At 70.4% G+C, this 19,730-nt stretch carries 22 protein-coding genes and 3 pseudogenes; 8 read left to right on the forward strand and 17 right to left on the reverse strand.

The features are described from left to right. Positions 1-115: 115 nt before the first annotated feature. The 4 genes from ACFVIU_RS07205 to ACFVIU_RS07220 form a co-directional block, all read right to left on the reverse strand. A complete protein-coding gene (locus ACFVIU_RS07205; protein WP_385841159.1) occupies positions 116-742 on the reverse strand; it encodes a TetR/AcrR family transcriptional regulator in 627 nt (208 codons plus the stop codon). A 102-nt stretch (positions 743-844) separates the two neighbouring features. After that, positions 845-1,933, reverse strand: coding sequence for a catalase family protein (locus ACFVIU_RS07210; RefSeq protein ID WP_385841160.1), 1,089 nt, complete (start codon positions 1,931-1,933; stop codon positions 845-847). A gap of 27 nt (positions 1,934-1,960) precedes the next feature. Further along, complete coding sequence (locus ACFVIU_RS07215; RefSeq protein ID WP_385841161.1) at positions 1,961-2,350, reverse strand: hypothetical protein; 390 nt, start codon at positions 2,348-2,350, stop codon at positions 1,961-1,963. Next, on the reverse strand, positions 2,347-3,303 hold the full coding sequence (locus tag ACFVIU_RS07220) for a hypothetical protein (protein ID WP_385841162.1): 957 nt from the start codon (positions 3,301-3,303) through the stop codon (positions 2,347-2,349). The genes ACFVIU_RS07215 and ACFVIU_RS07220 overlap by 4 nt, the downstream gene beginning before the upstream one ends. A 195-nt stretch (positions 3,304-3,498) precedes the next feature. Between ACFVIU_RS07220 and ACFVIU_RS07225 the strand changes: the two genes are divergently transcribed. Further along, positions 3,499-4,224 carry a response regulator gene (locus tag ACFVIU_RS07225; RefSeq protein WP_385841163.1) on the forward strand — a complete coding sequence of 242 codons (726 nt, stop codon included), beginning with the start codon at positions 3,499-3,501 and terminating at the stop codon, positions 4,222-4,224. Between the two features lie 12 nt (positions 4,225-4,236). On the opposite strand, the gene ACFVIU_RS07230 is transcribed toward ACFVIU_RS07225, so the two are convergent. Then, a complete protein-coding gene (locus ACFVIU_RS07230) occupies positions 4,237-4,359 on the reverse strand; it encodes a hypothetical protein (protein WP_385841164.1) in 123 nt (40 codons plus the stop codon). A gap of 650 nt (positions 4,360-5,009) precedes the next feature. On the opposite strand from ACFVIU_RS07230, the gene ACFVIU_RS07235 reads away from it, so the two are divergent. The 4 genes and pseudogenes from ACFVIU_RS07235 to ACFVIU_RS07250 all read left to right on the forward strand — a co-directional run bounded on the left by ACFVIU_RS07235 (position 5,010) and on the right by ACFVIU_RS07250 (position 7,180). Further along, positions 5,010-5,300 (forward strand): DUF1918 domain-containing protein, encoded by a 291-nt coding sequence (locus tag ACFVIU_RS07235; RefSeq protein WP_385841165.1) that lies wholly within the window; start codon positions 5,010-5,012, stop codon positions 5,298-5,300. Between the two features lie 46 nt (positions 5,301-5,346). After that, a pseudogene (locus ACFVIU_RS07240) lies at positions 5,347-5,670 on the forward strand (universal stress protein); the annotation flags it as partial. Between the two features lie 316 nt (positions 5,671-5,986). Then, the gene (locus tag ACFVIU_RS07245; RefSeq protein WP_385841166.1) at positions 5,987-6,160 is read left to right on the forward strand and encodes a universal stress protein; all 174 of its coding nucleotides are present in this window, start codon (positions 5,987-5,989) and stop codon (positions 6,158-6,160) included. A 30-nt stretch (positions 6,161-6,190) separates the two neighbouring features. Next, positions 6,191-7,180, forward strand: a complete 990-nt coding sequence (locus tag ACFVIU_RS07250; RefSeq protein WP_385841167.1) for an Acg family FMN-binding oxidoreductase — start codon at positions 6,191-6,193, stop codon at positions 7,178-7,180. Positions 7,181-7,572: 392 nt separating this feature from the next. On the opposite strand, the gene ACFVIU_RS07255 is transcribed toward ACFVIU_RS07250, so the two are convergent. From ACFVIU_RS07255 to ACFVIU_RS07295, 9 genes and pseudogenes are all read right to left on the reverse strand, one after another. Then, a complete protein-coding gene (locus ACFVIU_RS07255) occupies positions 7,573-8,628 on the reverse strand; it encodes a DUF2599 domain-containing protein (RefSeq protein ID WP_385841168.1) in 1,056 nt (351 codons plus the stop codon). A gap of 218 nt (positions 8,629-8,846) precedes the next feature. Next, positions 8,847-9,158 carry a SpoIIE family protein phosphatase gene (locus ACFVIU_RS07260; protein ID WP_385841169.1) on the reverse strand — a complete coding sequence of 104 codons (312 nt, stop codon included), beginning with the start codon at positions 9,156-9,158 and terminating at the stop codon, positions 8,847-8,849. Between the two features lie 271 nt (positions 9,159-9,429). Beyond that, entirely contained in the window at positions 9,430-9,873 is a 444-nt protein-coding gene (locus tag ACFVIU_RS07265) for a universal stress protein (RefSeq protein WP_385841170.1), read from the reverse strand. 161 nt (positions 9,874-10,034) lie between these two features. Continuing rightward, positions 10,035-10,151: pseudogene (locus ACFVIU_RS07270) on the reverse strand (universal stress protein); the annotation flags it as partial. 33 nt (positions 10,152-10,184) lie between these two features. After that, positions 10,185-10,664: a hydrogenase maturation protease gene (locus ACFVIU_RS07275; protein WP_385841171.1), complete on the reverse strand. Its 480-nt coding sequence runs from the start codon at positions 10,662-10,664 to the stop codon at positions 10,185-10,187. Further along, positions 10,661-12,007 (reverse strand): Ni/Fe hydrogenase subunit alpha, encoded by a 1,347-nt coding sequence (locus tag ACFVIU_RS07280; RefSeq protein ID WP_385841172.1) that lies wholly within the window; start codon positions 12,005-12,007, stop codon positions 10,661-10,663. The genes ACFVIU_RS07275 and ACFVIU_RS07280 overlap by 4 nt, the downstream gene beginning before the upstream one ends. A 25-nt stretch (positions 12,008-12,032) precedes the next feature. Beyond that, positions 12,033-12,881 (reverse strand): oxidoreductase, encoded by an 849-nt coding sequence (locus tag ACFVIU_RS07285; protein WP_385841173.1) that lies wholly within the window; start codon positions 12,879-12,881, stop codon positions 12,033-12,035. A 1-nt stretch (position 12,882) separates the two neighbouring features. After that, positions 12,883-13,701 (reverse strand): FAD/NAD(P)-binding protein, encoded by an 819-nt coding sequence (locus ACFVIU_RS07290; protein ID WP_385841174.1) that lies wholly within the window; start codon positions 13,699-13,701, stop codon positions 12,883-12,885. After that, on the reverse strand, positions 13,698-14,882 hold the full coding sequence (locus ACFVIU_RS07295; RefSeq protein ID WP_385841175.1) for a 4Fe-4S dicluster domain-containing protein: 1,185 nt from the start codon (positions 14,880-14,882) through the stop codon (positions 13,698-13,700). The genes ACFVIU_RS07290 and ACFVIU_RS07295 overlap by 4 nt, the downstream gene beginning before the upstream one ends. Before the next feature lie 366 nt (positions 14,883-15,248). Here ACFVIU_RS07295 and ACFVIU_RS07300 point away from each other — a divergent pair. The 3 genes and pseudogenes from ACFVIU_RS07300 to ACFVIU_RS07310 all read left to right on the forward strand — a co-directional run. Beyond that, a pseudogene (locus tag ACFVIU_RS07300) lies at positions 15,249-15,380 on the forward strand (universal stress protein); the annotation flags it as partial. 306 nt (positions 15,381-15,686) lie between these two features. Continuing rightward, complete coding sequence (locus ACFVIU_RS07305) at positions 15,687-15,983, forward strand: hypothetical protein (RefSeq protein ID WP_385841360.1); 297 nt, start codon at positions 15,687-15,689, stop codon at positions 15,981-15,983. A 238-nt stretch (positions 15,984-16,221) separates the two neighbouring features. Next, on the forward strand, positions 16,222-16,350 hold the full coding sequence (locus tag ACFVIU_RS07310) for a hypothetical protein (RefSeq protein ID WP_385841176.1): 129 nt from the start codon (positions 16,222-16,224) through the stop codon (positions 16,348-16,350). Between the two features lie 253 nt (positions 16,351-16,603). On the opposite strand, the gene ACFVIU_RS07315 is transcribed toward ACFVIU_RS07310, so the two are convergent. The 3 genes from ACFVIU_RS07315 to ACFVIU_RS07325 are packed head-to-tail and all read right to left on the reverse strand — an operon-like array spanning position 16,604 to position 19,456. Continuing rightward, positions 16,604-17,824 (reverse strand): cytochrome P450, encoded by a 1,221-nt coding sequence (locus ACFVIU_RS07315; protein WP_385841177.1) that lies wholly within the window; start codon positions 17,822-17,824, stop codon positions 16,604-16,606. 13 nt (positions 17,825-17,837) lie between these two features. Beyond that, a complete protein-coding gene (locus tag ACFVIU_RS07320) occupies positions 17,838-19,232 on the reverse strand; it encodes an NAD(P)/FAD-dependent oxidoreductase (protein ID WP_385841178.1) in 1,395 nt (464 codons plus the stop codon). Beyond that, positions 19,229-19,456, reverse strand: a complete 228-nt coding sequence (locus ACFVIU_RS07325; RefSeq protein WP_385841179.1) for a ferredoxin — start codon at positions 19,454-19,456, stop codon at positions 19,229-19,231. Before ACFVIU_RS07325 ends, ACFVIU_RS07320 begins: the two co-directional genes overlap by 4 nt. Positions 19,457-19,730: the final 274 nt, after the last annotated feature.

The following is a 19,730-nucleotide window of genomic DNA, read 5'->3' on the forward strand; positions in this document are numbered from 1 at the left end:
CCTCCATCCCCAGGACGGGCCGTGCCGTGAGCGGCGCACGGCCCCGGGACGGTGCCGGGAGGGGACACCCGGCACCGTCCCCCCTCTTTTTGTCAGGGATTGTGCAGGGGCGGTCTCACCCCTCGGCGGCGGCCACCTCGTCGACGACGATCTGCGCCCGCTTCTCCGGCACACCGGCCGCGATGAGCAGGGTGACGGCCACCCGGGTGCCGTCGTCCTCCAGCGCCCCGGTGTTGACCTGTTCCAGCAGGGCGATCGTCATCGCCTCCAGACCGGCGCCCAGCACCGGGGCCGGCAGCTGGGTATGGAAGAGGCCGTCCCGTTGTCCCTGCTCCACGATGGCCGTGACCCTGACCCGGGCGGGCTCCAGGATCCCGGCGACACGGTCCATGCCGAGGTCCCTTCGGGCCAGCGCCAGGAGCATCCGGTAGCGGTCGCCCACGGGCCAGAGCGCCAACGTGGAGTGGGCGAGCGCCCGGTCGGCCGGTTCCGTCACCCCCGCGCCGTCCGCGACGGCGGCCTGGAGCGCCTCGGTGGCCTCCTCGGCCAGCGCGTCCAGCAGCGCCGCCCGCCCGGGGAAGTGCCCGAACAGCGTGCGCCGTACGACACCGGCGGCGCGGGCGAGTTCCTCCAGGGTGACGTCGGGGTTCCGCCCGAGCTCCTGGCGGGCGGTGGCCAGGATGCGGGCCCGGTTGGACCGTGCGTTGCGTCGCTGGGGCACACGGCCGACGGGCTGGGACACGAAAGGAACCTCGAAGAAGACAGAGCGGAGAACGGTCTTCTCCATTCTGGCACGCGAGTCCCGACCGGCCCGCGGCCGTATCCGGGGTCGGTCGGGACCTGGTCAGGCGGGCAGCTCCTGGATGTCGGACGGCTCCTGCGGCTCGATGCCGTTGAAGCGGTGCCGGAAGTCACTGGAGGCGGGGTACGCGGCCCGGCGGGAGCGCATGATCGAGCCCAGTGGGCGGTGGGCCTCCAGGGTGTGCCAGGGGCTGAAGGAGAGGACGTCGTCGGCATAGCGGCGGCGGGCGTCGCTGTAGGCGTCCTGGGCGGGCAGATGCAGCACGGCCACGGTCTGGTGCGGTGACAGTTCCTCGGGCCACAGGACCGAGGCGTCCTCCACCGGCATCCGCTCGATGTCCGTGCACAGCTGGGCGCGGAGGTCGTACTCGGCGCTGTTGTGTGCGAAGAAGTCGACGACGAGGTCGCGCAGAGCCGACTCGCCGGCCTTCTTGTCGACGTGGACGCCGGTGAGGGCCCTGACGTTCGCCGAGCGGGGTGCGGCGGACATCTTCGCGACGTGGTCGCCGTAGCGCAGCGCGGCCATGGAGTGGAAGGTCTCGCCGAGGATGTGGTCGTTGGCGGCGGCCAGGGTCTCGACGGCGGGCGGGAGCGGACGTCCGACCCGGGTGAGGGCCTTGGCGGCCACGCGGGCGGCTGCGCCGCTGAGCTGGAGCTGCTGGTCGCTCTGGCCGGGCTGTTTCTCCAGGATGCCCTGGAGTTTGGCGTACTCGGCGATGTTGCCGAAGGGCAGGGTGGGGTGGTTGACGAGGAGGAAGTCCTGGGTGGTGAAGCCGTCGTCGAGGGCCCGGGGCCCGGGGGCGCCGATCACCTTCATCGCGAGGCCGCGCTGGACGGGCACCTGGTCGGAGCGCAGGTCGCCGGGGGCGGAGGAGAAGCGGACGATCACCGGGTAGACGGCCGGTTCCGCGAAGAGGCCCTGGGCGAGGTGGGCGGGCAGGTCGGACTGGACGCGCAGCTCGCCGGCGAGGACACCGTGGCTCTTGGCGTGGGCGTCGCGCAGGCCGTGGCGGTGTTTGTCGGCGACCTGCTGGTTGGCCTTGCCCATGGCCGCGACGACCTGGCGGACGAGTTCGTCCTCGTCCGGAAAGGGCTGTTCGAGGTCGGGGCTGTAGCGGACGTACGAGGTCATGGGGCCTGTCTCCGCGTGGGGTGGGGGTCAGGTGCTGCCGAGCCAGCGGATGGCGGACAGGCTGGGCATGAAGAAGTACTCGCCGCCGAGGAGTGTGTTGAAGGACTGGATGTTCTGCACCCGGCGCGGCGGGGTCCCGGGCACGGTGAAGTAGGCGCCCTTGTCCTGGAGCGAGATCATCGGGTCCTTCTCCTTGCCCAGGCCCATGAAGTTGCCGGAGCCGACCCATTCGCTCTGGAGGAACTCGACGTTGTCGATGGCACGGGCGCCGAGGGCGATGAAGTCCAGGCCGCGCGGCCGGCCGTCGTCCTTGAGGCGGTCCGGGGGGAGCGGAGTGCCGTAGGAGGTGCCACGCCGGATGATGCGGCGGATGTTGACGTCGGTGAGGGCGGTGAGCTTGGTGTCGCGCGGGTTCATCCGGCGGATGTGGGAGCCGAGCGGGGTGCGCAGTCCGCGCGGGTCGGCGGAGTAGTCGAAGTCGTTGATCCGGTTCGGGTCTGCGCCGATGGCGGGGGTGTCGCGGTCGGGCGAGAGGGCGAGGGGTGCGCCGCTGCGCCAGCGGCCGACCAACTTGGCGGCCAGCAGCTCGCGTTCGGCACCTCGGTGGAGGCGTTGTCGTGCAGCCACTTGTTGAAGGCCGCGACGTGGGAGTGGTACTTGCGGAAGACGACGTACGTGCCGTTGCGGCCCAGGACGTCCGGAGCCGGTACGGGCAGCGGCACACCGGTCTCGCTCGGGTAGCCGAGGACGAACTCCCCGGCCCTGATGGGGCGTCCGTCGCCGGGCAGCGGTTCGGCGCCGCTGCCCTCGACCACCGGCTGGCTGAAGCCGTCCCGGTAGCCGAAGACGTTGAACCCGTCGGCCGCGAAGTCCTGGTGCGACAGCAGCCGGACGCCCGGCACCTCGCCCAGTTCCTTTTCGTAGGCGGCGACTTCGGCCCGCCAGTCGTCCTCGCTCGCGGCAAACACCGTGACGGCGACATGCACCCGCGGCGTGCCGAAGGGGAACTCCCAGCGGTTCGGCGCGTTCACGCCGGTGTCCCGCAGCCGCTCGGCGCGGGCGGCCATCCCGGCGCGGAAGTTGGCCGGGAAGGAGGCCAGTGAGGTCTCCGGCAGCCCCAGTGCGACCAGTCCCTGGTAGCTGAGGGCGAGGGCCAGCCAGGACGGCTGCGGTTCGTCCCAGCGTGCCGCCGAGGTCACCCGCGGCGCCAGTCGGCGCAGCAGTTCCCTGCCCGCGGCCGGTTCGGTGATCTCCAGGATCGCGTGGGTGCCGAAGTAGGGCTCGGGCCGGGCCCGCAGCACGGTCGCCTGGATGTCGTCGAGGTCCAGGGTGGGCGGGCGGCGCAGCCGCCGGAACAGCGGGGACGGCATGGCGTGCCGGGAACCCGGCACCAGCAGTTCGGCGAAGCCCGCCGACCTCGCGCGTGACAGCCGGTCGCAGTAGCCGGAGGGGTACCGCCGCAGGGTGACTGGGGCCGGACGGCCCTGGTGCGATGGGCACCGTCAGGTGATGATCGGCATCGAGGACATTCGGCAAGTGCCATCGCTCGCGGAATCGAGGTCTCCATGGCCGAGACACGCACCTTCACCGAGCAGGATCCGATCCGCGTGTTCCTGCTCGACGACCACGAGGTGGTACGACGTGGGCTGGCCGACCTTCTGGAGGCCGAACCGGACATCTCCGTGGTCGGCGACGCGGACACCGCCGAACACGCACTCACCCGGGGCCCCGCTCTGCGACCGCACGTCGCCGTGCTCGACGTCCGCCTGCCCGACGGCGACGGCATCACGGTGGGCCGCCTGCTGCGCGACCGGATGCCGGAACTGGCGTGCCTGATGCTGACGTCCTTCGACGACGAGGACGCCCTGCTGGACGCCATCATGGCCGGGGCGTCCGGATACGTGCTGAAGCAGATCAAGGGCTCCGACCTCGTGTCGGCGGTGCGCACCGTCGCTTCGGGGCAGTCGATGCTGGACCCGGCGACGACCGCCCGCCTCATGCACTCCCTGCGTGCGGACCCGACCGCGGTTCCGTCTCTGCCCCCTGAACTGGCCGGCCTCTCGCCCCGAGAACGCGACATTCTCGCGCTGATCGGCGAGGGTCTGACCAACCGCGAGATCGGCAAGAAGCTGTATCTGTCCGAGAAGACCGTCAAGAACCACATCTCACGGCTGCTGGCCACACTGGGCGTGCAGCGCCGCGTCCAGGCGGCGGTCCTCGCCTCCCACGTGGACCAGCACGGATCCGGCCCGCACGACTCGCACGAAGTCGAGGATCATCCTTTCCGCTGAGAGCGGCCGGGATCAGGCGGCGGTGAGCAGGTTCTTCACCTCGACCACGTCGGAGATCTCCTCGACCTCCGCCACCAGCCGGGCCAGTGTCGCCGAGGGCATCCGGCCGGTCAGCTCCACGATGCCGTCGTGCACGGCACCTCGACGTTTCCCGGTCACCCGGTGGGCCGGTGGGCACGAAGGTGGGTGTGGTTGCGAGGCCCCTTAACCGGACGCCGCCTACAAGCTCGTCGAGTACGCCGGCCACCCCGTGATGAAACCGTCCTCGGCGAAACTCACGGCCCCGGGCCGCAAGCAGGTCTTCCGCCGCGCCGGACGACCCGACGTGATCGCCCTGGCCGGGGAAGAGCCACCGCATTCCGCTCAGCCACTGTTGCACATGGTCGTGGGCGGTGGGCGGCAGACATGGCCGCCGGACCACGGGCGGGATGCCCGCAAGCGATTCCTCGAGGACCTCGCCGCTCTTCCCGGCCCGGCACTCCGGAGCAAAGACCCCGAGCCGGTCCCGCCGATATGGTCCGAGGCTCTTGTGCGGCTCACCGCCTCGGTGCGCGCTGACTTCGAAGCGCGACTGCCCCCGGAGCAGTGCGTCGTCCCCTCGGACACGCCGGCTTCCCGCTCCTTACCACTCTCGGCGCACACACACTGACCGTCCCCGCGCAAGCAGAGGGTCGACAGGGCCGCCACGGGGACCAATGGCCCCTGTCAGGCCGACAGCCCCGAAGACTTCCATGGAATTGGTGGCGGCATTCCCTCCGCGCTACAGCAGGGAGGAGGCGAGGGCGATGTCCGCTCCCGCACCACTGAGGAAGAGCAATCAGGCCGTACCGACCACCGGCATCGAGGCAGCAGGCGCCTCGATGCGCTCCCGTGTGGGCGACGAGATCGCCGTACGGGGGACCACGGCCGGAGTCATCGCACGTGACGGCGAGATCGTCGGCCTCCAGCACCCGGACGGCAGACCGCCCTACGGCGTGCGCTGGGCCGACAGCGGACCGGTGGCCCTGTACGTCCCAGGACCTGATGCCTGCATCCGCCATCCGGTGACCGGAGACGGCCATGTCCGGGCCCGTTGACCACCGGCCGGTCGTGGTGGGTCTCGATCCTGATCCCGGCCATCGGATGGCGCTGGCCTGGGCGGCAGACGAAGCCGCCCGTCGGCGGTTGCCGTTGCGCCTGGTCCATGTGGAGGGCATGCCCACCCGGGGCTACCGCGGGCGGGAAGTCCCACCGTCGTGGGAGGAGTGGAACGAGGCGCTGCACAAAGGCGGCCAGCAGGTGCTGGAGGAGGCCGCGGTCTTCGTCGAGACCCGGCACCCACAGCTCGAGGTGGGGTCTCTGCTCGCGGAGGGCGACCCGGTGTGGGTGCTGCGCGAGCAGAGTCGCGGCGCCGCCGCCGTAGTGCTGGGATCTCGGCACCTGAGCCGCAGGCAGGAGGTGTTCGGCTCGCACTCGGTGGCCCTGCCGGTCGTGGCCGATACTCGATGTCCCGTGGTGGTCGTTCCCGAGCCGGAACACATCACCCAGGAGCCGGCTTACTTTGTCGTCGGCGTCGACGGCAGCGAACACTCCGCTCCGCGGTCGACGTGGCGTTCGAGGAGGCGGCCCTGCGCGGCGCCGAGCTGCGGGCCCTGCTCGTCTGGGAGCCCGGACCGCTCCGGATCTTCGATGAGCGCGAGCCGCAGCAGGAGTGCCGCCGCTTGCCCTCCGAGATCGCGGCAGGCCGCCATGCCCGCTTCCCCGAGGTCGACTGCGTCACGAAGTGGTCCGCGGGCATCCCGTCAAAGTCCTCACCGATGCCTCGGCGCATGCACTGGGTCTCGTGGTGGGAACCCGGGGCCGTGGAGGTTTCACCGGCATGTTGCTGGGCTCGGTCAGCCAAGGCGTGTTGCGCCACGCCGCCTGCCCTGTCATCGCCGTCCCGGCACCGGGGTGAAACCCAGGTCCGGCACAAAGGGAAGCCGTCATGACTGCAGAACCCCTCGACGTGAACACCGTCACCGCACTCGTGTCGGACGCCGCCGCAGCGCCCTCCCTGCACAACGCACAGCCCTGGACCTTCCGCTACCTGCCGGACATCGGCGTGCTCCGCCTGTACGCCGACCTGGAACGCACCATGCCGCGGACCGACCCCGCCAATCGGGGCCTGCACATCGGTTGCGGTGCCGCGCTGCTGAACCTGCGCGTGGCAGCCGCGGCGGCGGGCCTGGCGCCGCTGGTCCGCCTGCTGCCCGACTCGGCCTACCCCGACTTCCTCGCCGAAGTACATCTGTGCGGCACCGAACCACCCGACGGAGCGCTGGCCCGGCTGGGCCCCGCGATCCGGCGCCGCCACTCCAGTCGGCTGCCCTTCCGGGACGAGGAGATCCCAGCCGATGTGCGGGAGGGGCTGTCCGAAGCGGCCCGCGGCGAGGGGGCCCAGCTGTTGTTCCCCGGCGCATGGCATGCGCAGTCGATCCTGGAACTGGTGCGGGACGCAGAAGACAGAGAGGCGCGCGCGCCGGACGTGCGTGAGGAAACGGCGCGCTGGACGCACACAGAACTGCCCCATGCCGCTGGGGTGGCCGACGGTATCCCGGGCGAGGCGTTCGGTCCTCGGCAGCGCGGCACCTCGGTTCCTGTGCGTGACTTCGGCGTCGGTCGTCCGATGCCCGGCCGTGGCTGGGCGCCCTTCGAGAAGAACCCGAACATCGCCCTGCTGGGCACGGCCCGCGACGGGCCCGTGGACTGGCTCGTGGCCGGTCAGGCACTGGAACGGGTGCTGCTTCAGGCCACCGCGGACGACCTCGTCGCCTCGGTCACCTCGCAGCCCCTGGAATGGCCTGAGATCCGGTGGGCCGTCCGCGACCCCGTCTCGTCCATGGCACACGTCCAGATGGTGATCAGGCTCGGCTACGGCCCCGAAGGCCTCGCGAGCCCACGTCGGCCGGTGGCCGATCTGCTCGAAATTCTCTGAACAGCCCCATCAGAGGGCATCGGGCACCGAGGAGTGGTCGCATGAAGGGGGCGAGGCCGCGCCGTCGGCCATCTCGCAACGGGCCCCAGTTGACGATCGATCTGCCAGCGGGCGCTCTCGCGGACGGGGTGCGGACGGTGAGCCATGACCCCCAGCATGTCAAAGTGTTTGTTTCTGAAGGGGAGCCGCTGACCTGCCGGGGTTGTGCGGTTTGCCTGTTTCGGGGAAGTCGAGGTGTGTGAGCACTGTGTGCGCGCTTGCATGGGGGACCCCGGCCGCTGCCGATAGGGATGAGGCCGCCGGATGCGGCCGGGGAATCAGTGGTCATCTACGTCACCGCAGGTCATAGCGGTGGCGGCTCGTTCAGGCGGCTTCTGCGGAGCGAAAACGCCCTACTGGGGGAAGTCGGGGCCCCAGTTGCACTTGGACTGGAGCATCTTCAAGTTGTCCATGCCGATGTCCGGGCGCCACACCTCAAGGTCCCAGGTCGGGCCGCCGAAGTGTTCCGCCGAGTTCTTGGCGTAGGAGTACTTCGCGTGGCAGTACAGCTGCTCGTACACCGAATTGGTCTCGGTCTGCGTCGCGTTGGGAAAGTAGATCGGGTCCAGGTTGGACCAGGTCTGCTTCCACAGCCCGCTCATGTCATCCACCGCACTGTCGACGAGGGGGTTGACCGTCTTGTACGCGGCGTTGGTGGGAGTGATGTCGACGGTGCGGGCGCGCTGGTCTCCCAGGTTGACGTACACCTCTGTCTTCACGACCCACCTTGAGTTGACGGCGGCTCCGTAACCGATGCACGCGTTGCCGCAAGAGTCGAAGGCGGCCGGAGCGGAACCCTGGCCGGGACTGTAGAGCAGGTAGCGGCTGTGCTCGAAGTCCTGGCGCACACCGGCGTTGGCGTCCTCCGGGCCACCGATCTTGGTGCCGGGGTACTCGTCGCTGGTGGGGTAGCCGAAGAAGCCGCCTTCGTAACCCTGCTTGCCCCAGTACCAGCCGATCAGTCCCCAGACGGGGTGTGCCCCGGTGGAGGGACTCCAGTAGATGGAACCGCGCTGGAACTGCTGACGCACACCCCGGCCGTCGGGGTTTTTGATCTCATCGGTCAGGGGGTAGCCAAGGTTGCCGCCTTCCCATCCGTATTGGCCCCACTTGTCGCCGATGACGCCCCACACGGTGTGGGCGCCGCTGTCGGGGCTCCAGTAGATGGAACCGTGCTCGAAGACCTGACGGCGTCCCACACCGTCGGGGACAGCGAGTTCGTCACTGGTGGGGCAGCCCAGGGCGCCCTGCATGCCGGGAGTCTGCGTGTACTGGGTCCAGATCGCGCCGTCGACCGAGTGAGTGCCGCAGAAAACCTGCGCGGAGGCCGGGACGGCCTGAACGCCCAGCAGCACGAGACAGCTCGTAGCGAGCAGGATGATGAGGCGCACGCCTCTTGCTCTGATCATGCCTGGAAGTCTCTCCTGTGGGGTTCCTGTGGCACAGGGAAGAAAGAGCCAGAATTCGGGCCTCACTTGGGAAAAGGCAGACGATGCACCCACCCCGGGGACGGATCTCGGCGACGCTCTGGCAGGCATGGCTCACCCCTTCTTTGCAAGCCTCTGATGGGGAGCGGGCAGAACTGCCAAACCCACATGGTCAACCGCCGCTTGCACACCTGCAACTGTCAGAGCCGGATGTCGACCAGAGCGACGTCGCCGCGGGCGCCGGCCAGGCCGAGGCGGGCCAGCACGGCATCGGCCAGGGCCTCCGGGGCGAGGGTGGCGCAGTGGCCGAGGGCATCGGGGGTGTCGCCGAGCGCGTAGGACACGTCCGCCTGAGGGCGGGGGACGTGCTGGTTGCGGGCGCCCAGAGGTGGGTCGGTGGCCCGGTCCAGCAGTTCACAGCCCGCGTCCGGGTGCACCAGGACCGGCGGGGGGTGACCCGCACTGCTGCAGAGGATCAGGCGGCTGCGGGGATCCACCATCGCCTTGACCACGGTCGTGTTCCAGCCTGAATCCGCGGAAAGGAGCCCGGGCTGCCCGGGTGGCCGAGCATCCCTTCGACTCCACGCGCAAGCTCATGAGCGCCGTGCACCACGACGGCGTCTTCTTCGCCTGTGTCGAAGGCGCACCGCTCGAACTGCTCGCCCGCTGTGACGCCATCGACCGGGGGGCACGAGAACACCACGGACACGGTGGCGCTCCTGCGGCTGAGCAAGGAGATTCACGCGGCGCTCCAGTGAACCGGCTGCACACCCTGGCCTCGGATCACCGCTTCTGTGAGCGCACGATCACAACCGGGCAGCTGGCATGCTGGGACACGTGCTGGCTGACGGAGCCGAGCAGGGCACGCGCGAACCCGCCCCTGCCGCGGCTGCCCACCACCAGGGCCTGGGCTCCTTCAGCGGCCCGCAGCAGGACCTCGGCGGGGTTGCCGTGCACCACACGGGTCCGGACAGAGCCCACGGCCTGCTCGCCCAGCACGTCGGTCAGCTCCTGGCTCATCGTCTGCCGGGTCTCCTCCTCGTCGACGTCCATGTCCACCGCGGGCCCCGACCAGCCGTACAGGCCCGGCAGCTCCCACACCGCGACCGCTTCCACGGTGCCGCCGACCAGCCCGGCGTAGCGCACGGCCCAGCGCAGGGCCTCGTACGAGGACTGCGACCCGTCGACCCCGACCACGACCCGTGGCTCCGAGACATCCGTGTCCACGCGTCCCACCTCTGCTCACGTGTCCGTGCCCACCGGCCGGTCCGCCCCCTGCTCTCCACACTGCGGGACCCGTCGCCACCCCGCCGGCGATGGGCATCCGGCCGCATGGCGGACAGCAGGGGCGAGGGTGCTGTCAGCGCTCGAACATGCCTTGGAGCGCCTCACTGCCGTCCGGGCACAACCGCGACAGGGCACTGTGCTTGGTGGAGGAGTGCATGGCTCACGCGGCCGAGCTGGAATCCGAGGTGCCCCGTTCTGCGCCGTGCTCCGACGACCATGGGCCCGCGCCTGCGTGCGGCGTTGAGGTGGACCTAGTCCTCGTGGTTCGGTCCGTAGGCCTGCCGAACGGAAGCGGCGACCCGGTCGATCAGTTCGGGGAGCGCCGACCGCACCGCTTCGCTCAGGGGGGCGCCGAGTTCGACGTCCGCCACCTCCATGGCGTGCACCACGAGCCTCTGCGGCAGCTGCCCGAGCGCTTCCGCCAGCGCAAGGCACTCGCCCAGACCGAGCGCATGGGTGCTCGCCGTAGCTGCTGTCCGGGAGGCCGCGTCCGCCGCTGTCAGAGTGTGCAGCTCCCCCGGCCGGGCCGGCCGGGCCCGGAGGGCTTCCACCACGACCACCGTGTCCGCACCGCGCCACAGGTCGAGCATCCGTGCGGGTTCGCCGTCGCTGACCGTCAGGACGGTTCCGTCCGGGACCCGGTCCCGCAAGGCCTCCACTGTCGCCGGGCCGACCCCGTCGTCCCCGCGCAGGGTGTTGCCCACGCCGATCACCACGACCCGGCTGTTCATCGACGTTCCACGGTCAGGTCGAGGAAGTGGGCGGCGCAGGAGATGCAGGGGTCGTGGTTGCGGATGGCCCGTTCGCACAGATGGGTGAGCTCTTCGTCGTCGGCGGCGGGCCCGGCCGCTTCCAGTCGCGTCTGGACCGCCTTGCGCACGTCCTCCTCGATGGCCGTCTGGTTCTGGGCCGTGGGTGGGATGATGCGGGCCTCGGTGAGCGTGCCGTCCTCGGCGAGGGCGTAGCGGTGGTACAGCAGGCCTCGGGGCGCCTCGGTGGCTCCGTAGCCGACGCCCTGGCGCGGTGGTACCTCGACCGCAGGCCGGGGAGGTCGTTCGTATCCGTCGATGATCCGCAGGGCTTCCTCGATGGCCTGTACCACTTCCACGGCTCGTACGACGATGCTCCGGAAGGGGTTGTCGCAGACGGCGCCGATCAGCGGGTCGCCCAGTCCGGCGTCTCGCGCCGCCTCGGCGGCCACGGGGTGCAGCCACCGGCCGTTGATCGCATAGCGGGCCAGTGGACCGGTGAGGTAGCGGCGGCCGTCGAGCGTGGCCGTCAGGGCGGTGGAGTGGGGTACCTGCTCTTCCCGGACGTGCTGTTCGAACTCGGACAGGGGGAACTCGCTCGACGCCCCGCCGTGGCCGTCGGCGGCCAGGACCGCCGGTGTTCCGGAGTCGATGGCGTAGCGGCCGGGATCACGCAGTGCGAACAGGTCGTGGTCACACACGGCGTCCGGAAAGTCGAACGCCGCCACCCAGCGGACGGTCTCCAGCGCGTCCTCCCGGGCTTGCCGCAGCCGTTCCGCCAGTGGACGGAGTTCATTCGGTGCCGGCGTCCGGTAGAAACCGCCGATCCGAACGTTCACGGGGTGGATGGGGCGGCCGCCCAGCTGTTCGAGGATCGCGTTGCCGGTCTGTTTGATCCGCAGGCCTCGTTCGACGGCGGCACGCTGATCGCGGGCGAGCTCCACGGCGTCCGCACGCCCGAGGAAGTCCGGGGCGTGCAGCAGATAGATGTGCAGGGTGTGGCTCTCGATCCACTCGCCGCAGTACAGCAGGCGGCGCAGGTCTGCGAGAGGGCCGTCCACCGTGGCGCCGCAGGCGTTCTCGATCGCCTGGCAGGCGCTCATCTGGTAGGCGACCGGGCAGATGCCACAGATGCGGGCGGTGATGTCGGGGGGCTCGGTGTGGCCCCGGCCGGTCAGGAAGGCCTCGAAGAAGCGCGGTGGTTCGTAGATGCGCAGCCGCGTCTCGGCGACCGTGTCCCCATCGACGCGCAGGTGCAGGGAGGCCTCGCCTTCCACCCTGGCCAGCGCGTCCAGGCGCAGGACGCGGGTTTCGCGATGGTTCATGCGAGCCTTTCCGGGCGGGGGTCCGTCAGGCCGGAGGGCTCTGCTGCTCCGCGGCCGCGAGGTCGGGTACGGGTGCATACTCCGGCGACGCGGCGTTGAAGGTGCGGAAGACACGCTGGATGTCCCGCTCGCTCATCCCGTCGTGGCGCAGCTGCGCGATCATGGACCGCAGGTTGGGCTTGCTCGACGGTCCGAAGCAGCCGTAGCAGCCGCGTCCGTAAGCGGGGCAGATGGCGCCGCAGCCGGCATGCGTGACCGGGCCCAGGCAGGGGGTGCCGTGGGCGACGGTGATGCAGGTGGTGCCGCGTCTCTTGCACTCGAAGCAGACGCTGTGGTTGGAGATCTGCGGCTTGCGTCCGGCGAGGAAGGCGGTGATGACTTCGAGGAGCTGGTGGCGGTCGATGGGGCAGCCGCGCAGTTCGAAGTCCACCGGCACGTGGGACGAGATCGGGGTCGAGGTCTCCAGGGTGGCGATGTACTCCGGCTGAGCGTAGACGGCGGCGAGGAACTCGTCGACGTCGGCGAAGTTGCGGAGAGCCTGTACGCCGCCCGCGGTGGCGCAGGCCCCGATGGTCACCAGATACCGGCTGATTCGACGGACGTGCTGGATCCGCTCGGCGTCCTCGGCGGTGGTGATCGACCCCTCGACCAGGGACAGGTCGTACGGCCCCCGCCCCTCCAGCCGCGCACGCCCGCCGTCGGCGCCCTCGGCCGGGGTCATCTCCAGGAAGTGGTCGATCCGGACGCGTTCGGTGAGGCCGAGAAGTTCGTCCTCGCAGTCGAGCAGGGTCAGCTGGCAGCCGTCGCAGGAGGCGAACTTCCACACAGCGAGCGTCGGCCGTGTGCGGATGACCGGGCCGAGGTCGGTGACCATGTCACAGCTCCCTCACGAGGAGCAGGTCTGCCACGCGGTCGTAGCCGACGACCGGCCCGTCCCGGCACAGCAGGAGCGGACCGAGCTGGCAGTGGCCGCAGTGGCCGGTGGCGCAGTGCATGTTGCGTTCCAAGGACACCTGGATGCGGTGCGGGGCCAGGCCCCGTGCCACGAGGTCGCGTGCGGTGTGACGCATCATCACCTCGGGTCCGCACACCAGTGCGCAGGTCTGTTCGGGGTGCAGATCGAGGCGGTCCAGGAGCGTGGTGACCACGCCCACCGCACCCTGCCAGCCCGGGCCGGGCCGGTCGACGGTCACCTCCACCTGGGCCCTGTTGCGCCAGCAGTCGGTCTCGTCCCGATAGACAAGATCGGCGGGCGTCCGCGCACCGACGAGGACCGCGAGGCGACCGTGCGCGGCCGGTCGGCCCAAGAGCGCGTGTACGACCGGTCGCAGCGGAGCCAGCCCGATGCCTCCGGCGACCACCAGCACATCCTGGTCCGCTGCCGCTTCGAGGTCCCAGCCGGTGCCGTACGGCCCGCTGAGCCCGACCGTGTCCCCCGGGCGCAGCCGGTACAGCGCGGTCGAGACGGCGCCCACCGCGCGGACGGTGTGCACGAGACCCCCGTGGCGGCCCCGCAGCGCGCTGGCGGAGACAGGCACCTCACCGATCCCGAAGGCATAGATCATCGCGAACTGCCCAGGCGAGAAGGGCACCAGGCCTTCCCCTGCCGGTACCAGCTCGATCGACCGGGTGTCGCCGGTCTCGTCCCGGGTATCGGCGACCCGATACGGCAGCGGGGGCGTCACGGTGCTCATGGTGGCTCCGGCACGGATGCCGGCCCCCCGGACCGCGTCCAGTCGTGCAGGGCGGCCGCTTCCTCGGTGATGTCGATACCGACCGGACACCACACGATGCAGCGTCCGCAGCCCACACAACCGGACGACCCGAACTGGTCGTACCAGGTGCCGAGTTTGTGGGTCATCCACTGCCGGTAGCGGCTGCGCGAGGAGGCACGGACCGGGCCGCCGTGCAGCTGGGAGAAGTCCAGGTCGAAGCAGGAGTCCCACAGCCGCCACCGCTCCGCGTGGTCCCCGGTGAGGTCGGTGACGTCCTCGGTGGTGGTGCAGAAGCAGGTGGGGCACACCATGGTGCAGTTACCGCAGGTCAGGCACCGCCCGGCGACGTCGTCCCAGCGGGGGGCGTCGAGGGTTCCGGCCATCAGCTCCCGCAGGTCTGCCTCGGGCATGGTCCGGCCCATGTGGTCCGCGGCGGCCGTGACGCCTGCGCGAGCCGTCTCCCGGGTTTCCGGGTCGGCCGGGCGGCCGGGCAGTTCGGCCAGGATCTCCGCGCCTTCCCGGCTGCCGCCGCGGACCCAGAAGCGGTGCCCGTCATCGTCGGCCACTTCCGTCATCACCAGGTCGTAGCCGGGACCGGCAGCAGGTCCGGTGCCCATCGAGACGCAGAAGCAGGTGGCGCCGGGCTCCGTGCACTCGACCACGATCAACAGGGCCCCGGAGCGCCGCCCCTCGTAGCCGTGGTCGCGGTACGCCCCACCGGTCAGTACCCGGTCCTGGACGGCGATGGCCCGCAGATCACAGGGGCGCACCCCCAGGAAGGCATACCGAGGCGGCGTGGCCTGGTCGGCCGTGAAAACCAGCTCGCCGTCCTCGCGGTCGGCGCTCCACTGACGCTCTCGCGCCGGGTGCAGGAAGGACTTCCACGACTGGGGGCCCGCCGCATTCGCGAAGGCCGCTCCGTCCGACCGCTCCCGCAGCCGGTACCGACCCGCCTCCAGCTCCACTCCCCACCCGTACGGCAACTCGTCGGCCGACCGCAGCTCCGCCAGGACGATGGCGCCGTCCCGCGCGGTGGGTCCGACCACGGTGAAGCCGCGCCGGATCAGCACGTCCACGAGCGCGGCCATGCCGTCCTTGCCCATGACGAGCTCGTCGCACGCGGGCGGCCGGGAGGCGTTCACATCGGCGTCGGCACTCATGACCGGCCTCCTTCGGCACAGCGGACGGCATGTGGAACCTCGCCGTCCCCTCAAGTCCAACGATCGCAGCATTTCCCGTACGGCGCCGCGCCGACAGAGCCACGTGGGCAGCTGCGGGAGTCCAATGGTCCCTCTGCCCCGTGTCGGCAGCGCCGGCGACGATCTTGCGGAGACGGACGAGCTCGGCCTTCACCTGGTCCAGCCGGAGACCAGGTGGACTCCGGCGAGCGCGAGGACCTGGCGGGTCGGTAACCGGCCGGAGAGCCGCCCTGCCTCGGCTCGGTGGCGTGTCGCGGCGCCGGGCAGGCGGTGCGACGGTATTCACAGGAGAATCTCGGCTGCCGGACGAGAAGGCGGTGGCCGGCTATGGAACTCCCACTCGTCGTGGGCGTCGACGGATCCGACTCCAGTCTGGCAGCGGTCGACTGGGCCGTGGACGAGGCGGCACGGCACGGTCTGCCCCTCAGCCTCGCCCATGCCTCCCTCTGGGAGCTGTACGAGGGGCCCAACCGTCCTTCTGTACCGACCGTCCGGCCGAGGAGGTCATGGCCGAGCACATCGTCGCGTCGAGCGTGGAACGGGCCCGGACCCAATCCAGACGTCATGGTGGCCGCCGTGTCCGGGCTGCTTCGGACGGCGCCCGAGGATTTCGCGCTGGTCACGGGGTCATGTGGGCGCTGCGAGATCGCGGGATGCTACTGGGACCCGTCAGCCTCGCGGTCGCGGCCCGGGCCGTCTGCCCGGTCGTCCGTGGTCCGGGGCGCGAACGCCAACCGCCGGAGGGCCTACGGCCGCGTGGGCCACATGCTGATCGCTGACGACGCCGCCCGGCTGCGCGAGGAACAGGCGGCAGCCGGCCTCGAAGATGCCCTGCGCGAGGCGGTACGAGAGCGACCTCAGGCCGGGCTGCCGCAGGTGCGCTCCGCCCGTACGAAAACCAACCTGGACACCGCGATGTACGGCGAGGCCCTTGCCTACGCCACGTACATGCTGTTCGCAGCCCAGGCGAAGCAGACCGGCCCCCCACTGACCCGCCTGCAGCCTGTGGGAAGGCACAGCCGCAGTGGAGCTGCACGAGCACTTGGCCGACGGGGCGGGTAGGGCACCACGAAGGATCCGCCGCCTTCCGGGCTGCGCTGAACCGGATGCACTGAGCACCACGCCCTGGCTGAACCCCATGGCGGCCAGGTGGCTGACCGACTTCCGTGCCGGTACGACGGGGTGGGACGGACAGCGCGCTACAGGGGCGAACGGTCTGCCGTCGAATTCGGCGCGAAGGGCGGGCTGCGTGTCGGGTTTGGACAGCTGATCTCCCCGCCGACGGGGGCGGACGACGGGCATGAGCGCCAGGGACACGGGCGTGGCCGAGAAAACACGGGAGTTGGTCGTCGAGGACGACCGAGGCATCGCGGAGGCCCTCACACCTGCCACGGCCGTAGCCGGCACGGGCTCCGTGGCCGCGCCGTAGCACGCCCAGGCCATAGTCCGCCGGGTCCTGCGGACATTGAGCCTCCGCCAACTTGAAGCCACTGGTCAAAAGGGTAGTGCGACCGGTTCTCTAACTCGTTCTGGGCGCACTCCTTGCCGTCTTCGGTGCTCGTCAGTGGCAGCGCCGCCCCAAGGACGCCACCCAGGCGCAGCTCCCGAAGCGGATGGCGGCGATCGACCGCTTCACGCCCATCAAGATCCTCGGTCTGGCGCTGCTGTTCTCGGCGGGCGCGCTATGCGCCGCCTTGCTCGATGTGCAGGTGGATCGGACCACGAAGGACGGGACTGCGCCGGTACGGCGGCGGGTCGGCGACCAGCCCGGGCCGGTCGAGGCGGCGTACCAGCTCGGTCAGCGCGATCTGGGTCTCCCGCCGGGCCAGCGGGCCGCCGAAGCACAGGTGGATGCCGCTGCCGAAGCCGAGGTGCTGGTTGTCCCGGCGATCGGGGTCGAAGCGGTCGGGCTCGTGGAAGCGCTTAGGATCACGGCTGCCCGAGGCCAGGATGAGCATGACCTGCGAACCCTTGGGAATGACGGTGTCGTCGACGGTGATGTCGCTGTAGGCCGCCCGCCAGGGGATGATGTGCACGGGGGGTTCGTAACGCAGCAGTTCCTCGACCAGTGGTACGACGAGGTCGGGTTCGTCGCGCAGGCGCTGCAGCACCGGCGGGTTGCGCAGCAGCGTCAGCATGCCGTTGGTGATGAGGTTGACGGTGGTCTCATGGCCGGCGACCAGCAGCAGGTTCGCGGTGGCGACGATCTCTTCGTCGGTCATCCGCCCGTCGGGCCCGTCGTCGTTGGCCAGCCGGGACAACAGGTCGTCACCCTGCCCACCGTGGCGTTGCTCCAGCAGCCCGCCGAGGTACTCCCGCAGGTCCTTGCGGGCCTGCACGCCCTTGTCCAGCTTTTCCTTCGGATCGGTCTTGGGGTCGTAGTCGATCGAGTTGATGAGGTCGTTCACCCACAGGTGGAACCTCGGTTCGTCCTCGCGTGGCACGCCGAGCAGGTGGCAGATCACGGCGACGGGGAACGGGTAGGCGAAGTCGTCGACGATGTCGATCTGCTCCTTGCCTGCGAAGTCGTCGATCAGGCCGCTGACGGTGGTGGTCAGGGCCGGTTCCATGCCCGTCACCAGCCCCGGGGTGTGCGGGGGACCGAAATGGCGCATCGCCATGCGCCGCAGGCGGTCGTGCTCGGGCGGGTCGAGGTTGATGAACGCGGGCGTGGCCTGCTCCCCGGCTCCCGCCATCGGGTGCGCGAGATTGCGGGCGTCGGAGCTCAGGTGCGGGTTGTGCAGGAGGTCCGTGATCTCGCGGTAGGTGCTGACGACGTAGCTGCCGTCCTCCTGCCGGGCCACCGGCGTCCTGCGCAGTTCGGCGTACAGCGGGTACGGGTCGGCCCGGGAGGAGTAGTCGAGGATCCGGCGCAGCATGCCAGGCGTCTCGGTCGTGGTCATCTCCTTTTCCCTCCTACCGGTGGTGCTGGTGTACGGCCGTGACGCGTCGCTCGCTCGGGTCGTGACCGGTGACGACCACGGTGGCGCCCTGGGCGAGCAGGGTGGGGCCGGGGAAGTCCACGGGCACCGGCTTCATGTCGACGGGCTGGTCAGCCGCGGGGCAGGGCGGCGGGAAAGGTGCGGCCGTCTCGATCAGCGTGCGGTAGTGGTCCAGCCACTTGGCGTTGTTGAAGCTCACCGCCGCGGTGACGCGGCCCCGGTAGCCGTACGCGGCGACGAAGCGGTGATCGGGCACCGATCCCTGGGCGACGACCACCTCGTCGGCGAAGGTCGGTACGCCGACGGACTTGATGTTGACGCCGAACTGGATCGACCAGAACCGCGGGATGGACAGGTGGGGCCAGCGGTCCGCCTGGCCGCTGACCATGTTGTGCGCCGCGACCTCGGCCTGCTCCACCGCGTTGGCCCAGTGCTCCAGCGAGATGAGCCGGTACTCGTAGACCGGGTTCGGGCAGCGCGCCACGTCCCCGGCGACGAAGATGTCGTCGGTGACCAGGCCGTTGAGGTCCATCGCGCGGCAGCCGGTGTCACAGGCGATACCCCAGACGCCCGCCGCCAGTCCGGAGCCTTGCAGCCACTCGGTGTTGCGGATGCCTCCGAGCGCCACCACCGCCACGTCGGCGTCGACCGTGCTGCCGTCGTCGAAGTGGGCCCGGCGAAGCCGCCCCTGCGCGTCGCCCTCCAGCCGGGTCACCTTGACCCCGCAGCGTAGGTCCACACCGTGGGCGCGCTGCAGGTCCGCCGCGACCTCACCGATCATGGCGCCGAGCGCCCCCACCAGCGGAGCCGGCGCGAGTTCGGCGACGGTCACCGGGATGTCCCGCTCTCGGCAGATGGACGCGATCTCGGAGCCGGTGAATCCCGCGCCGATGACCAGCACCCGGGAGGGTCCGGCGGCGAGGGCTCGCTGCAGACCCTCGGCATGCTCGCGGGTCCGCACGACGAACACCCCGTCCAGGGCTGCCTCGCTCTCGACGAACCACGGCCGGGCCCGGACACCGGTGGAGATCAGAACTCGGTCGAAGGGCACCTCACGGCCGTCGGCCAGTCGCACGTGGTTGGTCGCCAGGTCCAGTCCGCTGGCGGGCACGCCCAGCAGCCACTCCGCGTCGATCTCACGACGTCGCGGCAGCTTGGTCCCGTCGGCCGGCACCCACCCGGTCAGTACCTGCTTGGACAGGGGAGGCCGGTCGTAGGGCTCGCCCAGCTCGTCACCGATCATGGTCAGCGACCCGGTGAAACCCTCCTCGCGCAACGCCTCCGCGGCCCGCAGTCCCGCCAGTGACGCCCCGACGACCACGATGCGGCCGTCACGCTTGAACGCTTGCAGATTGTCGGCGCTGGTCATGGTGTCGACGCCTCTGCCGGTGCGCCCCGTCCCTCCAGCTGGTCGACCAGAATCGCCTGGACCGGGCAGGCCGCCGCGGCGCGCAGTACCTGGTCGCGCCGGGCGTCGTCGGGGTTCGGGTCGTACATCAGCGCTTCCTCACCGTGCATCCGGAACGCTTCCGGAGCCAGGAAGGCGCACTGTGCATACCCCTCGCATCGGGAAAGATCAACGACAACTCGCATCCCAACCTCCACGGGGACTGCAAGCTGCGGGCCCAGAAGCCGGCGCCATTGCGGCGCCCCAGGCGCGAGACGGCTGGAGAGAAGGACTTGGCCGTTGCCCACCTCGGCGGACTGCGAGGAGGGTGCACCCCGCTTGTCGGGTCGCCGCAGAAAGAGCTGGTTATCGCATACAAGGCGACCGGCGGGTAAACCGCTCAGAGATCCTGACCTTCCTGCCAGTCAGCCTATCCCGCGCATATCTGGCCCGCACCCGGAAAAGGGCTGCCCTGTCGGC

Origin of the sequence: Streptomyces sp. NPDC127190, from assembly GCF_042672505.1 — a bacterium.
GTDB lineage: Bacteria > Actinomycetota > Actinomycetes > Streptomycetales > Streptomycetaceae > Streptomyces.